This is a genomic window from Pseudidiomarina terrestris (assembly GCF_030466405.1).
Lineage (GTDB): Bacteria > Pseudomonadota > Gammaproteobacteria > Enterobacterales > Alteromonadaceae > Pseudidiomarina > Pseudidiomarina terrestris.
This window is the reverse complement of sequence record NZ_JAGGJF010000005.1, coordinates 170,746-184,546: the sequence shown is the minus strand read 5'-3', so window position 1 is coordinate 184,546 and position 13,801 is coordinate 170,746. Positions and strand designations below refer to the sequence as shown.

Here is a 13,801-nt window from a genome sequence, read left to right as displayed (position 1 = left end):
GTTAACGCCGGCGATAGGAATCTCGAAAATAGCCATCAATAGCGGCCAAAACATCAGTACGGGTAATGAGCCCCACCAGTTGCCGGTTATCGTCGTCGAGCACCGGGTAGATTTTGGGCTTCCTCAGATCCATACGTTGCGCAACGTCAGTAATAGAATCACCGGCGAAGACACACAAGACCTCGCCACTGAACATGCAATCACTGACGTTCGCCGATTGCTCCTTATGATAGGTATCACGCAGCATAGCAGCGAGGCAGTCTTGTTCAGAGATAAAACCGATGACACGGCGTTCATCATCCACCACTGGACCGCCGCGTTGACGGCTCTTTAACAACCGTTCCACCACTGCTTCAATCGGCATATCCGCAGTAAATACGGCCGGATTGCGATTCATGAACTCAACCACTTTCATCGACTGCATAACCACCTCGCTTGCGTGTAACTACATGTCCTATCGTAATTATAGTCAATCCTTGTAAATCGCAACTTCGGTTTCGCCGTCACCAACACGGCTGGCCCGGTACATACCTTCCGTATTAAATGGCATGTGCACGTTACCTTTGGCATCAACAATAATCACGCCACCGGTGCCACCAGCTGGCAGCAAGACATCATGAATCACTGTATCACCGGCTTCCTCAACGGAATCGCCAAGGTATTTCACACGACTGCAGATATCTGCTGCAACATGGTAGCGGATAAAGTATTCGCCATGTCCGGTTGCTGAAACTGCGCAGCTGGCGTTATCCGCCCAGGTGCCGGCACCAATGATAGGCGAATCACCAATCCGGCCATAGCGCTTCGCTGTCATGCCCCCGGTCGAGGTCGCAGCGCTCAGATTGCCATGCTTATCAACGGCTACCGCACCTACAGTACCGTATTTGTATTTATCATCCAGATCCAGATAAGCTTGCTTGTCCGCCACACCCAGACGCTCACGCGCCTGCTCTAATTGTTCATAGCGGTGCTCAGTATCAAAGTAGTCATTGCTGACACGTTCCAGTCCCTGCTCGCTCGCGAACTGTTCAGCACCTTCGCCACTTAACATCACGTGTACAGAGTTTTCCATCACCTTGCGGGCCAGGGCGATTGGGCTTTTGATGGTTTTGACGCCGGCAACCGCGCCAGCTTCCAGAGTTTTGCCGTCCATGATTGAGGCATCAAGTTCATGCTCACCGTCGAAGGTGTACACAGCGCCGCGCCCGGAGTTAAACAGTGGCGAATCTTCCATAATCTGCACGGCAGCTATAACCGCATCCATGCTGGTTCCACCTTCAGAAAGAATAGTATGGCCGGCATTCAGAGCTTCTGTCAGCTTAGCTTTATAGGCTGCTTCCTGCTCATCACTGAGGTTGGCCCGGGTAATGGTTCCTGCCCCGCCATGGATGGCAATGGCAAACTGGTTATCATGATCGGTGTCGGTGTTGCCAGCCGCATACACAGGTTGTGTTGCGCTTAAAGTGGCACTTACAGCAACAAGTGCTGCGGCAAATACGGAGAGCTTCGTCATATCGCTACCTTTTGGTTTAATTTTAATAAGCTACTGCGTGCTCAGTTACATGCGTACCTTTCAGGTACCTTTTCGGGAAATAAAGCATCGTTAATTATCCTGCCATGAGCGCGCGCCAACTACTAGTTAAAATCATGCACTCGAGCGCAGCAATTGCGGCAGCTACCGCAATCAGGTAGTCTGAATTTCAGTTTTCTTTTCCACAGTTTCCCTAGACATGAGTACACGATGAGCGAAGCAAGCTTTTACTGGCACGACTACGAAACCTGGGGTGCCAACCCACAAGTTGACCGCCCTGCGCAATTCGCTGGACTGCGAACAAACCTTGATTTCGAGCCAGTACAACGTCCGCTGACCATTTACAGTCAGCCAACACCGGATTTTTTACCCCATCCTGAAGCCGTGCTGATTACCGGAATCACGCCGCAGCACGCATTGGCTCAGGGTATGAACGAAACCAGCTTCGCTGGTAAAATCCTGGAGCAGATGAGTCAACCCAATACCACTATCGTGGGGTATAACTCAGTTTCCTTTGACGACGAGGTGACCCGTCACCTGTTCTACCGCAATTTCATCGACCCCTACGCGCACACCTGGCAACACAATAATTCTCGCTGGGACTTAATTGATGTGGTCCGGGCGTGTTACGCGCTGCGACCAGAGGGCGTGGTCTGGCCTGAAAATGAAGCCGGACAAGTCAGTATGCGACTGGAGCATCTCACCAAAGCAAATGGTATTGAGCATGGCCAGGCCCATGATGCTATGGCCGATGTTCACGCCACCATCGCGATGGCCAAACTCTTGAAACAAAGCCAACCCAAGCTGTTTGAATACGCCTACTCAATTCGCCGCAAGCAGACGCTAAAACCTCTGGTGGATCTGGTCAAATTCACTCCACTCGCTCATGTCGCCGGTTTTTATGGCGCTAATAATGGTTATTTATCGTTGATCATGCCACTTGGCTATAAAGACGATAACCCAAACGCGCTGGTGTACTGGAACTTACGCGAGGACCCACGCGAATTAACCGACCTGAGCGATGACCAGTTGCAGGAGCGCCGCTTCGCCAAGCGCGACCAGCGCGAGGCATTGGGTTGGGGCGTGTTCGGCGCCCAGCAGCTGCAATTAAACCGCTGCCCGTTTCTCGCACCGCGTAGCGTGATCACCGCCGAGGTCCAGCAGCGCTGGCAGTTCCCTTTAGAAGAAATGTTAGCCCGTGCAGAATGGTTGCAACAGCAACCTGAACTGCGCGAGCGGCTAGTCAATTCTACCGGCTTCACGGCTAAAGACGAACTGCCTGGCGATCCTGAGACGCAGCTTTATTCCGGAGCGTTTTTTAGTGATCAGGACCGTTCCGCAATGGCGATTATTCGTGCCAGTGAACCGGAGCAGCTCGCTGCGTTAGATGTCAAATTCAGTGATCCGCGGTTACCCGAAATGCTGTTTCGCTATCGTGCCCGCAATTTTCCAAATACACTTTCCGATGCAGAACTGCAACGCTGGCGGCAGTTCTGTCAGCAACGCCTGCTGGAACCCCTGCCCAAAGGTCTGTCTGCCGAACAATTTATGCTTGAGCTGGAACAAAGTGCCAGTTTAAATGCAGATAACACAGGCAAACAGCGCTTACTCAAAGACCTCTATAACTATGTCCAAAGCATCTGAAAACGCGCGGAGTTTTGATTATGTGATTGTCGGCGGCGGTTCTGCCGGCTGCGTGCTGGCCGAGAAGCTGTCCCGTTGCGGTCGCTTCCGGGTTGCTCTGCTTGAAGCAGGTGGCGCGGGAACTTCGCTGCTCTCCACTATGCCTGGCGGCGTGGCCGGCCTGTTGCATCATAGCGGCCTCAACTGGAAGTTGCGTAGCGAAGATCCCGGTTTGCGCGAGGGGAAAGGACTTTATACCCCACGTGGCAAAGGTCTTGGCGGCAGTAGTGCCATTAATGCGATGATCTACACCCGTGGCGCTCCCAGTGACTATAACAGCTGGGCGCAGGTCAGTAGCAGCGATTGGCATTGGGACGCGTTGCTGCCGCGTTTTCGCGCTCTGGAGAACAACCAGCGTGGTGCCAACGCCTACCATGGTGATCAGGGGCCACTGCATGTCAGCGATGTCGAACCTTACTACAGAGTATCCAAAAAATTTATCGAGGCCGGCGTACAAGCCGGACTCCCGCATAATCACGACTTTAATGGCGCCGAGCTGTATGGCGTTGGCGCCTTCCAGTTCACCATGCACAAAGGTGAACGCTTCGGTACCCGCCGCGCCTTCCTTGAACCCGCTCGGAAGCGCGACAACCTGACTATTGTTACCGGAGCCCAGGTCGAGCGCGTGGTCATCCACCGCCAGCGTGCAACGGGAGTCCTGATCCGTACCGGTCGCAGCAGCCATGAATTTATTGCTGCAAAGCGCGAAGTCATCCTCAGTGCCGGCGCCTTCCATTCGCCGCAACTGTTGATGCTGTCGGGCATTGGCCCTGCCGACGAGCTCCATCGCCATGGCATAGTCCCCATCGTGGACAGCAGTGATGTCGGGGCGAATTTGCAGGAACACGCCGATATACTGGTGCATTATCGCAACCGCCAGAAAGACGGCATCAGCCTGGGCCCGAAGGGTCTGTTGAAACTCGGCGGACAAGCGTTACGCTACTGGCGCACGCGCGATGGTGCTATGGCGCACCCACCCGCTGAAGTGGGTGGCTTTATCCGCAGTTCCAGCGCAGTGACCACTCCGGACATTCAGCTGCACCTGGTGCCGACCCGATTCGATGATAGCGGGTATGATCTGCGCACGGCTTTCGGCCATGGCTTTGCTTGTCACGCCTGCGTATTAAGGCCACAGACCCGCGGACGGCTGTTTTTGCACAGCAATGATGTGCGTCAAGCGCCGGGCTTTACTTATGACTTTCTGCGGCAGCAGGACGATATCAAGGTACTGCTGGCTGGTATCCAGCAGATCCGTGAAATCATGGCGCAGCCGGCCATGGCTGAACACAATGGCGGCGAAATTTTGCCCGGTTCAACGCGCAGCGAAGAAGAGCTACTGACCCGACTCAAAAAACATTGTGGTTTGATTTACCACCCCACCAGCACGTGTCGTATGGGTAAAGATGGCGATTCAGTGGTGGATGAACAGCTGCGGGTGCGTGGCGTGGAAGGATTACGCGTGATTGACGCGTCAATTATGCCAACGGTAATAAGTGGCAATACCAATGCACCGACCATGGTGATAGCTGATGCAGGTGCCGACTTCGTCCTTGCCGGCACGTAAGGCCGGCACCTGATTCATCAGTGAAGTTTAGGGAATCGCTTTGCCAAAGCGCGCAAACAAGCGTGCCAGAGCAGGAATTAAGATGAGCGCACCCAGCATGTTCCAGATGAACATGAAGGTCAGCAGTATGCCCATATCCGCCTGGAACTTAATCGGTGAGAAGATCCAGGTGGCGACGCCGATGGCCAGGGTTAACCCCGTAAATCCAACCGCCTTACCGGTATTATCCAGCGCATACTTGTAACACTCATTGAGGTGCATACCGCGATCGAGGCCCTCTTTCATCTTGGTATAAATGTAAATACCGTAGTCGACCCCGATACCGACACCCAGCGCAATGACAGGTAGCGTCGCGACTTTCACACCAATCCCTAAGGTTGCCATCAGTCCCTGACTCATCACCGTCGTCAACGCCAATGGTAAAACGATACAGGCGACCGTACGGAAACTACGGAAGGTAATGAACACCAGGACGATAACCACGCCATAAACCCAAAGCAGCATTTTGTACTGAGCGTCTTCAATAACAGCGTTGGTGGCAGCCTCAATACCTGAGTTACCGGCTGCCATCAGCAGTTCCAGTCCCTCTTGCTGATAGTTCGCGTTGAAGGTCTCGACAGCATTAACAACGGTTTTCAGAGTTTCCGCTTTGTGATCATTGAGATAAATAATGATCGGTGCCATCGAGCAGTCAGGATTAATTAATCCTGGTGGCGTACGCCCGGTGTTGGCGTTCAGAACATACTGATTACGGTTCAGACTAAACCACTTCAGGTTGCCCTCGTTAAGACCAAAAGCTCCCATTTTTGCCACATACACAACAGATTTCACATCCTGCACGCCCGGCGTATTTTCCATATGCCAGCTGAAGCGATCCATGACTTCAAGATTGTCATAAGCGATACACTGAGACGGCTCGGTCTCCGCCATCACCACGAAAATATCCGTGCTGGAACTGTAATTATCCACGATAAATTTATTATCGAGATTGTAGCGGCTGTCCGGCCGTAATTCCGGTGCACCGGCATCCAGATCTCCAATTTTCAGCTGTTGCCCCTGCACCAAGCCCCAGGTCAAGCCAATCAGCGCTACAACTAATGCACTATAGGCCCACTTAGGCTCTGAGAAGCGTTCGAACAAGGTCAACACCGGATGGTCCTGGTCGCGCACGCGCTCGCTATACTTACGTCCGCGTTCAGAAATGCCCGTATACGACATAAGAATCGGCAACAGACCCAGATTGGTCAGCACCACCACCGCAACACCTATACTGGCAGCAATGGCGAGTTCCTGAATCACTGCGATATCGATCACCATCAGTGTGGTAAAACCAATGGCATCAGAAATCAGCGCAGTGAGACCTGCAATGTAAAGCGCACGAAAGGCGAGTCGCGAAGACATCACCCGATCATGTCCCTCGACACGGTTGGTGCTCATGGCATTGATGATCTGCACCCCATGGCTGACACCAATCGCAAAAACTAAGAATGGAACCAGCATGGAATAAGGATTGATGCCGCTGCCGATCAGTTTAATGATCCCCAGTTGCCAGACTACCGCGATAATTGAGCAACTCAGAACCGCGAAGGAACTGCGCCAGCAACGGCTGTAAGCAAACAACATGACCAGGGTAATGATAATCGCCAGCAAAAAGAACAATCCGACCTGCATTGCACCATCGATCAGGTCACCAATGATTTTGGCAAAGCCGGTGATGTGAATTTTAACATCGTCAGATTGGTATTTATCACGCACCTGCTCTTCGAGCCGTTCCGAAAAAGCCTGATAATCCAGAGGTTCACCGGTATCTGGATTGATTTCGTTCAACGGCACATAAATCAGCGCCGATTGAAAATTGTTGGCAACCAGATTCCCTACTTCGCCTGAGCGCAAAACATTGGTGCGCAGTTGCTCAAGCGACTCTTGCGAAGCATCCCAGGAGTCTGGAATCACCGGTCCGCCGACGAAACCCTCTTCGGTCACTTCGCTCCAGCGCACGTTCGGAGTCCATAGACTCTTTAGCCCGGCGCGATCAACGCCGGGAATAAAGAAGACTTCATCGGTGATTTCCTGCAGGGTTTTCTGGAAATCTGCGGTGAAAATGGTGTCGTCAGTGGTTTCCACTGCAATGCGCACCACATTGCCCAGACTGGCCAGGTCGTCTCTATGCTCAAAGTAATTTTGAATAAAGGGATGATTGGTCGGAATCATCTTGGTCAAACTGGCTTCCGGGCGTACCTGACTGGCATGCCAACCCAGAAATACCGTCAAGAGCACAAACAGAACGACCCAAAGCGGACGGAAATTGAAAATTAAGCGCTCGAGAAAAACGCTCTTATCTGTTGTTTTTGCTACCTGCTGTTCAGACATTGCGATCTTATTCCTTCTCGGTTAGCGCAGAGCTTGGCATTGACAGAACGCCACGTTGACCTACCAGGGTCAAATCACCGTCATCGTTAATGACAAGATCAGTTAACGCTGCGCCACTTTTATGGGTCTGCTCGGTCAGCTCTCCGCTTTCTGAGAGATAAGCTACCACCCCTGCATTACCGACAAAATACAAGCCGTTTGCCGGGGCATTAACCGCCGCGTTAATATTGACAGGATCTTCCAGTTTCAGCTGAGTAAACGAATCGCCCTGGTCTTCGCTGACAAAAATATTACCGCGTAAACCGTAGACCCAGAGCCGATCCTGTTGATCCACATACATACCAAAGAACGAGCCGTAATAAGGTGAGTCAAGGGTTTCCCAGGTGGTGCCCCGATCGTTGCTACGAAACAGTTGTCCTGCTTCGCCAGCAAGAAACAGGGTCTCGCCTGAACGTTGCATCGCATTCAAATGGAAGCCATCAGGATTCTCGATGCGTTCGTCAAAGATCTGCCAGCTGGCACCGCCGTCTGCACTGTAGAGGAGTGCTCCATAAGCGCCACTGACGAGCAGCTCATCCGCTGATAACGCCAGCACGTCCAGAAAAGGTTTAGTTGGCCCTTCTTCCTTGGCAAACGTGGCGTTATCGAGACGAAAAAGCGCTTCATCGAGCAAAAATTCCAATTCCGCGGCTGCATCAGCGTCAAGCTCATCATTGGCAAGCTCTTCTTCAAGTTCATTGACACGCTGCTGGTAATAAGCGACTTGCAGATCAATGTACTGAAAGCCATCTAACTGGCGCTGCCAGGACAGGCCACCATCGGTGGTTTTTAAAATTACGCCATGGTGACCCACAGCCCAACCCAGAGAGTCTGAGGCAAAATCCACGCTGGTAAGAAACACACTGGTTGGCACGTCAGCTTGTTGCCAGGCTTCACTGCCATGCTCGCGGGTCACAACAACACCATAATCCCCCACAGCTACCTGGCGGTCTGCCGTGCTGGTAATTTCTGTCAACACCGCGGACGTCGCTTCTGGAGCAATCATCGCGGGAGCGTAGATAACGTCATAGTCGTCAACCGGCGCGTCTTGCGCTGCAGCAGTTAAACTAAACGCCAGAGCCACTGCGCTTGCACAGACCCTAGTTCTTATCATGGAACCCTCTTGCTTTTTATCTGTCTTAGAATTGTTATCTTTACTGTTGCAAATTTTTCGTAAGCCGTACATGCTATGGAAAAATTCGTACAGGTCAAACCAGCTGCTACCTTACCGTGAGATGTTTTCAAACGCTAGTACCAGCCGGGGAATTAATTTAGACTCTTGTTACTATAGCTTTCGAAGTTTACCTTAAGTAAAAGTACGTAAAGTATAAGTACATAGAACAAACAAGGAAATTCAATCATGAATAAAATTATGCTGAAGGCTGGGGTTTTCGCGCTATCTGTGATTTCAGCAAGCGTGATGGCGAAAGTTCCACCCGAACAAGCTGCACGCTTAGGTAATGATTTAACCCCGGTAGGTGCTGAGATGGCAGGTAATGCCGATGGCTCAATACCTGCCTGGACTGGCGGCTATAGTGTAGACGCTGACGGTGCTACACCAGAGCGTCCTGCTGACCCTTATGCAGATGATGAAATTCTGTTCACCATCACCAGTGCTAATCTGGATGAGCACAAAGACATGCTTTCTGCCGGTCAGGTTGCCATGTTCAAAAAGTATCCTGATTTCAAAATGAACATCTACCCGACTCACCGATCAGCAGCGTACCCACAAGAAGTGTACGACGTGATTAAAGAGAACGCGGTCAACGCCGAGCTTGTTGCCGGTGGTAACGGTCTGGAAGACTTTAAAATGCATATCCCGTTCCCTATCCCAGCGAACGGTAATGAAGTGATCTGGAACCACATTACCCGCTATCGCGGTGGCGCGGTTGAGCGCTTAGTGAACCAGTTCCCGGTGCTTGAAGACGGCAATTTCGTGCCAGTACTGCTGCGCGAAGCTTTGGTTTTCCCTGAGTACATGAAAAGTGGCCGTGAAGCGGCTGATGACAACATTCTGTTCTATTTTTTGCAGGAAGTTCTGGCTCCTGCGCGTCAAACCGGTACCGTCCTGTTGGTTCATGAAACCATCAACCAGGTAAAAGAAGGTCGTCGCGCATGGCTGTATAATGCCGGTCAACGTCGCGTTCGTCGCGCACCTAATGTTGCCTACGACGGCCCGGGTACAGCATCTGATGGCCTACGTACATCAGACGGCCTGGACATGTTTAACGGTGCACCGAACAAGTACAACTGGGAGCTGGTCGGTAAACGTGAAATGTATATCCCGTACAACAACTTCAAGTTGATGGACACCAGCTTATCTTATGATGACATCATCAACCCTGGCCATATGGATCAGGATCTGGTGCGCTATGAAAAACACCGCGTCTGGGAAGTGAAAGCGACTCTGAAAGATGGCGAACGTCACATTTACCAGACCCGTCACATGTTCATTGACGAAGATACCTGGACAGCCAGCGTCATCGACCATTACGACAACCGTGGCGAACTGTGGCGTGTAGCTGAAGCTTACAATACTCAGTTCTACTACCACGATACTCCATGGATGGCTGCTGAGGCACTGTATGACCTGAACTCTGGTCGTTACATCGTGCTTGGTCTTGCCAATGAAGAGTCCTCTTACATGGACTTCGAAATTGAGCCAGAGCGCAGTGACTTCAGTACTTCTGCGCTACGCCGCATGGGTATTCGCTAAGCCTTGTCGTTCAGGCCTTAAGCAAAACACAAAAAAAACCCCGCTAATGCGGGGTTTTTTATTACCTTGGCCGCCTTACTTCTCAAGCCGCGCCAACAAACTGGACGTATCCCAACGGCTGCCTCCCAGCTGCTGAACTTCAGCATAAAACTGATCCACCAATGCTGTCAGTGGCATGCTCAGACCGTTCCGGTCGGCCTCTTGTAACGCAATCTTCAGATCCTTACGCATCCAGTCCACCGCAAAACCATGCTCATAATGGCCTTCCCACATCGTCTTGTAACGGTTTTGCATTTGCCATGAACCTGCCGCTCCCTGACTGATCGCGCGAATCAAAGTATCCGCGTCCAGGCCAACTTTGCGAGCCAGTTGCAGGCCTTCAGCAAGCCCCTGAACAACGCCCGCAATACAGATCTGGTTCACCATCTTGGCCAACTGTCCATGCCCAGCCGGGCCCATGTATTCGCGCGTTTTACAATAACACTCCAACACCGGCTGAACCTCATCGAAGGCTTCCTTATCACCGCCAATCATGGCCGTCAGCACGCCATTGATTGCGCCCTGTTCGCCGCCCGAAACGGGAGCATCGAGAAACAAGGCGACGCGCTGATGAACTTCATCGGCCAGCTCCTGAGCAAGTTCGGCTGATGCCGTGGTATGGTCGATGACGATAGTATTTTCACTAATGCTGGCAAGCAAGCCATGGTCACCGTAAAAAACGCTTCTTACATCCTCATCATTGCCAACACATACCATTACAATATCCGCGTCAAGCACGGCTTCCCGAGGAGTATCAGCACTTTTCCCGCCGAATTCCTCAACCCACTTGCTGGCTTTTGCGCTGGTGCGGTTGTACACCGTTGTAGCAAACCCTTTTTGTTGCAGATGGCCTGCCATGGGGTAGCCCATAACGCCCAGCCCAATAAAGGCACATTTCATAGTGAAACTCCTTTGTTCTTATGATGAATAGGTCGGCGCACGGCTAAGCCGCCGACGATGATTTCAATGTTCACCGGACCCTGCAAGCTGGTGGTGTCACCATCCAGCTCAATCGTCGCGTGTTGATCACCAAGGCTGCCCTGCGTCGCCTCAGTGAAATCGATACTGGCGCTGCGCTCAGGTTGCTGGCGTAAGATCCAGTACAATGCATTAAGCTGACGCCAACGAGCGCGTTGCGGCAACCTTAGAAAACCAATTTGCTGTCGTTGCGTATCTGCTTGGGCGTAGACCACGATGCCGCCACCAATCCTCCGACTTATCGCCGCCACCTGGAATTCGTCAAAGCCCGCTTTACGGTCTGTGCCATTACGTGCAATCTTACAACGCCGGGAGGGGCGCGTGAAAAGATAACGAAATAGCGCTAAAAGATAGCTGTAACGCCCGAATACTTGCTTAGCACGCGGGCTCTGTAACTGTTGCAGAGCGACGCTGATGCCACAGCCTGCGTGATTAACAAAGTAACAGTCTCCCGCTTTCCCGAGATCACGGCGGCTGAGTTCGCCCTCGCTTTGCAATCGCCAGCGCCAGTCGCCAATGCCCAGTCCTGCGGCAAAGTCATTGCCGGTACCACAGGGGATGACACTTATTTCAAACTCCATCGTCGCTGCGCACTGGGCAACAATATTGACACTACCATCACCGCCAATCACAAGACACTCGCGATGCTCGGCGTCAGCGTTGCGGCTTAGCCAGTCTTGCAGGAGTGCGATATCTTTGCTGCGGTCTGGGCTACTGGCAAGTAATTCAACCTGAGCCAGACCGTATTGGTGCACAAGCTGCTGTTGATAGGCATCGGCATAGCGGCGCGCGTGCGACAAGCTTGATTTATAGTAAATTGCGTAGGCTTTACTGCGCGGCATGACGGATTTGCCAGTGCTGATAACGCCCCAGTTCTGAAAATGGTTCGGTCTGACTGTACTTCAGTTCAAGCCGCAACAGTTGCTCAAACCGTTCAGCATTCAACGGCTCGCGTAAATAGTCGTGAAAACAACGAACTCCTGTGCGCTGCATGACCGTCAGCTTATGCTGCGCCAGCCAGTCCTCCAGTTGCTGCGGAGCAATGGGCTGCTGCGGGCTCATCCGCACGCGCTTTTTGACCTGCAAATCAGCTTCAACATAGTCAAAGTTGCCAAACACCATGTTCGCCATAAGCTTGGCGTTACGGTTATAAAACATCAGAGACAGTGCGCCATCGGCCTTTAAAAATTGCTGCAAAACCTGCAAGGCACTGGCTGGATCTGCCAGCCATTCTAAAACAGCATGGCATAACACCACGTCAAACTGTTGCCTGCCAATTCGATCAGGTAGTTCCTGCAGCGGAGCCGTGAAATAGGAGTAATACGAGCTTAGCCCGGCAGCCTGATGCTGCTCGCGCGCTGCTGCAACCATCTCATCAGCAATGTCAGTATGCACCACATTATGCCCATGCCGTGCGAAGTTCTGCGAAAACTGACCAATACCGGCGCCAACATCGAGTACCGAAAGCGGACGTGCACCGGTATACAAGGGCTCTAAGTCCCGCTCCAGTACCGCCAGACGAATCTTTCCTTTAGCGGTCGCATAAATATTTTTTGCAAATTTATCCGTAAGTCCGGCAAAGCTCTGGTCGTTTCTCATGCCGGGCTGTCGATATCAATAAACTGATGGGTCAGGCCAAATTTTTCAGACAAATGCTCGCCCAGTGCCTGGATGCCATAGCGCTCTGTGGCATGATGGCCAGCAGCAAAAAATGCGATGCCCTGCTCGCGTGCACTATGCACTGTGGGTTCGGACACTTCCCCGGTAATAAATAAATCACAACCCGCCGCCGCAGCGAGATCGATAAACCCCTGGCCTCCGCCCGTGCACCAGGCAATTTTACGCACAGGATGTTGCGATTCGTGTACCGAACAAACAAGTGAACGACCGAGTTTAGTTTCCAGCTGCAGCGCCACTTGTTCGGCAGTTTCTGTATGCGACAACTCAGTGTACATCACCACGCCCTCGGGTTCGGCCGAAGCTAAGACCGATGGCTCAGGCCAGTCCATGAGGCGGGCCAGTTGTGCGTTATTGCCAATGCGGAGATGTACGTCGAGCGGTAAGTGATAGGCAAACAAATTGATATCGTTACGTAACAGGGTTTGCACACGGCGCTTCTTCATCCCCTTGATCGGCTGCGGCTCGCCCTTCCAGAAGTAGCCGTGATGCACCAGAATTGCATCAGCGTCGGTAACCAGGGCGCGTTCCAGTAACTCCTGACAAGCCGTCACGCCGGTGACAATCGACTGAATATGAGGCCGGCCTTCAATTTGCAGCCCATTCGGACAGTAGTCCTTAATAGTATCGACTGCTAAAAAGTCCCGTAAATAGGCTTCTAATTGTTCACGTTCCACGCGTTTTACCTCTTGTTTTAACATTTTGCGCTCAATAATAGACATAGTGCGCAAAAAGCGGTATAAAAATGGAGAACTTTTACTCAATATGCAAAGGATTTATCCATGAGCAAACTTGATAAAGACCAGGTCCTCGCTGATTTTACTGCAGCTTATGAAAAGGCTCACGGTAAAAAACCAACTATCGAAGCAAGTAGCGGTTGGTACAGTGTTGATGGTGGCAAAAATATGCGTCTGGCACAACTCGCAGAGGAAGCTAAGACGTTAGTTGGTGGTAGTAAGCCTGCGGCGGCAAAAGCCAAATCGAAACCTGCGGCGAAAGCTGAGAAACAACCCACTGCGAAAGTTGCAAAAAAACCTGCATCAAAACGCCTTGCGGAGAATAAATCTACAGCGAAGAAGTCGGCAAGTTCTGGTGGCTTAACAGCTCGCGAACTGTGGCGCGAAAAACTGGAACAAGGTAGTTCGTTATCACGGTTACCACGCGGTTTCTAAGACGTTGGTATAAACGAAAAAAGCAGCTCAAA

Annotated in this window: 12 protein-coding genes; 4 read left to right on the top strand and 8 right to left on the bottom strand. The window is 51.9% G+C overall.

The window, feature by feature from the left end; all coding sequences use genetic code 11:
- Position 1: 1 nt before the first annotated feature.
- Together J6J34_RS10625 and J6J34_RS10620 are read right to left on the bottom strand one after the other, a co-directional pair.
- On the bottom strand, positions 2–424 hold the full coding sequence (locus tag J6J34_RS10625) for a CBS domain-containing protein (RefSeq protein WP_301720425.1): 423 nt from the start codon (positions 422–424) through the stop codon (positions 2–4).
- Between the two features lie 45 nt (positions 425–469).
- Positions 470–1,513, bottom strand: a complete 1,044-nt coding sequence (locus tag J6J34_RS10620; RefSeq protein WP_301899017.1) for an isoaspartyl peptidase/L-asparaginase family protein — start codon at positions 1,511–1,513, stop codon at positions 470–472.
- Between the two features lie 228 nt (positions 1,514–1,741).
- Here J6J34_RS10620 and sbcB point away from each other — a divergent pair, with 228 nt between their 5' ends.
- Both sbcB and J6J34_RS10610 read left to right on the top strand, forming a co-directional pair.
- Positions 1,742–3,175, top strand: coding sequence for an exodeoxyribonuclease I (gene sbcB, locus J6J34_RS10615; protein ID WP_301899016.1), 1,434 nt, complete (start codon positions 1,742–1,744; stop codon positions 3,173–3,175).
- Positions 3,159–4,778: a GMC family oxidoreductase gene (locus J6J34_RS10610; RefSeq protein ID WP_301899015.1), complete on the top strand. Its 1,620-nt coding sequence runs from the start codon at positions 3,159–3,161 to the stop codon at positions 4,776–4,778. Before sbcB ends, J6J34_RS10610 begins: the two co-directional genes overlap by 17 nt.
- Positions 4,779–4,805: 27 nt before the next feature.
- Here J6J34_RS10610 and J6J34_RS10605 read toward each other — a convergent pair whose 3' ends face one another.
- Positions 4,806–7,148, bottom strand: a complete 2,343-nt coding sequence (locus J6J34_RS10605; protein WP_301899014.1) for an efflux RND transporter permease subunit — start codon at positions 7,146–7,148, stop codon at positions 4,806–4,808.
- A 7-nt stretch (positions 7,149–7,155) separates the two neighbouring features.
- Entirely contained in the window at positions 7,156–8,301 is a 1,146-nt protein-coding gene (locus J6J34_RS10600; protein WP_301899013.1) for a WD40/YVTN/BNR-like repeat-containing protein, read from the bottom strand.
- 246 nt (positions 8,302–8,547) lie between these two features.
- On the opposite strand from J6J34_RS10600, the gene J6J34_RS10595 reads away from it, so the two are divergent.
- Positions 8,548–9,903, top strand: a complete 1,356-nt coding sequence (locus J6J34_RS10595) for a DUF1329 domain-containing protein (RefSeq protein ID WP_301720432.1) — start codon at positions 8,548–8,550, stop codon at positions 9,901–9,903.
- Between the two features lie 75 nt (positions 9,904–9,978).
- On the opposite strand, the gene J6J34_RS10590 is transcribed toward J6J34_RS10595, so the two are convergent.
- Genes J6J34_RS10590 through J6J34_RS10575 form a run of 4 tightly spaced genes read right to left on the bottom strand, consistent with a single transcriptional unit; the run spans position 9,979 to position 13,298 of the window.
- Positions 9,979–10,842, bottom strand: a complete 864-nt coding sequence (locus tag J6J34_RS10590; RefSeq protein WP_301836200.1) for an NAD(P)-dependent oxidoreductase — start codon at positions 10,840–10,842, stop codon at positions 9,979–9,981.
- On the bottom strand, positions 10,839–11,762 hold the full coding sequence (locus J6J34_RS10585) for a diacylglycerol/lipid kinase family protein (protein ID WP_301899012.1): 924 nt from the start codon (positions 11,760–11,762) through the stop codon (positions 10,839–10,841). Before J6J34_RS10585 ends, J6J34_RS10590 begins: the two co-directional genes overlap by 4 nt.
- Positions 11,749–12,519: a methyltransferase domain-containing protein gene (locus J6J34_RS10580; protein ID WP_301720435.1), complete on the bottom strand. Its 771-nt coding sequence runs from the start codon at positions 12,517–12,519 to the stop codon at positions 11,749–11,751. Before J6J34_RS10580 ends, J6J34_RS10585 begins: the two co-directional genes overlap by 14 nt.
- Positions 12,516–13,298, bottom strand: coding sequence for a Nif3-like dinuclear metal center hexameric protein (locus J6J34_RS10575; protein WP_301774279.1), 783 nt, complete (start codon positions 13,296–13,298; stop codon positions 12,516–12,518). The genes J6J34_RS10580 and J6J34_RS10575 overlap by 4 nt, the downstream gene beginning before the upstream one ends.
- 81 nt (positions 13,299–13,379) lie before the next feature.
- Here J6J34_RS10575 and J6J34_RS10570 point away from each other — a divergent pair, with 81 nt between their 5' ends.
- Complete coding sequence (locus J6J34_RS10570; RefSeq protein ID WP_301720438.1) at positions 13,380–13,769, top strand: hypothetical protein; 390 nt, start codon at positions 13,380–13,382, stop codon at positions 13,767–13,769.
- Positions 13,770–13,801: the final 32 nt, after the last annotated feature.

What these genes read in the sequence shown, in the direction of transcription:
- J6J34_RS10625 (WP_301720425.1), bottom strand. Translation starts at nt 424, where the DNA reads ATGCAGTCGATGAAAGTGGTTGAGTTCATGAATCGCAATCCGGCCGTA.
- J6J34_RS10620 (WP_301899017.1), bottom strand. Translation starts at nt 1,513, where the DNA reads ATGACGAAGCTCTCCGTATTTGCCGCAGCACTTGTTGCTGTAAGTGCC.
- sbcB (WP_301899016.1), top strand. Translation starts at nt 1,742, where the DNA reads ATGAGCGAAGCAAGCTTTTACTGGCACGACTACGAAACCTGGGGTGCC.
- J6J34_RS10610 (WP_301899015.1), top strand. Translation starts at nt 3,159, where the DNA reads ATGTCCAAAGCATCTGAAAACGCGCGGAGTTTTGATTATGTGATTGTC.
- J6J34_RS10605 (WP_301899014.1), bottom strand. Translation starts at nt 7,148, where the DNA reads ATGTCTGAACAGCAGGTAGCAAAAACAACAGATAAGAGCGTTTTTCTC.
- J6J34_RS10600 (WP_301899013.1), bottom strand. Translation starts at nt 8,301, where the DNA reads ATGATAAGAACTAGGGTCTGTGCAAGCGCAGTGGCTCTGGCGTTTAGT.
- J6J34_RS10595 (WP_301720432.1), top strand. Translation starts at nt 8,548, where the DNA reads ATGAATAAAATTATGCTGAAGGCTGGGGTTTTCGCGCTATCTGTGATT.
- J6J34_RS10590 (WP_301836200.1), bottom strand. Translation starts at nt 10,842, where the DNA reads ATGAAATGTGCCTTTATTGGGCTGGGCGTTATGGGCTACCCCATGGCA.
- J6J34_RS10585 (WP_301899012.1), bottom strand. Translation starts at nt 11,762, where the DNA reads ATGCCGCGCAGTAAAGCCTACGCAATTTACTATAAATCAAGCTTGTCG.
- J6J34_RS10580 (WP_301720435.1), bottom strand. Translation starts at nt 12,519, where the DNA reads ATGAGAAACGACCAGAGCTTTGCCGGACTTACGGATAAATTTGCAAAA.
- J6J34_RS10575 (WP_301774279.1), bottom strand. Translation starts at nt 13,298, where the DNA reads ATGTTAAAACAAGAGGTAAAACGCGTGGAACGTGAACAATTAGAAGCC.
- J6J34_RS10570 (WP_301720438.1), top strand. Translation starts at nt 13,380, where the DNA reads ATGAGCAAACTTGATAAAGACCAGGTCCTCGCTGATTTTACTGCAGCT.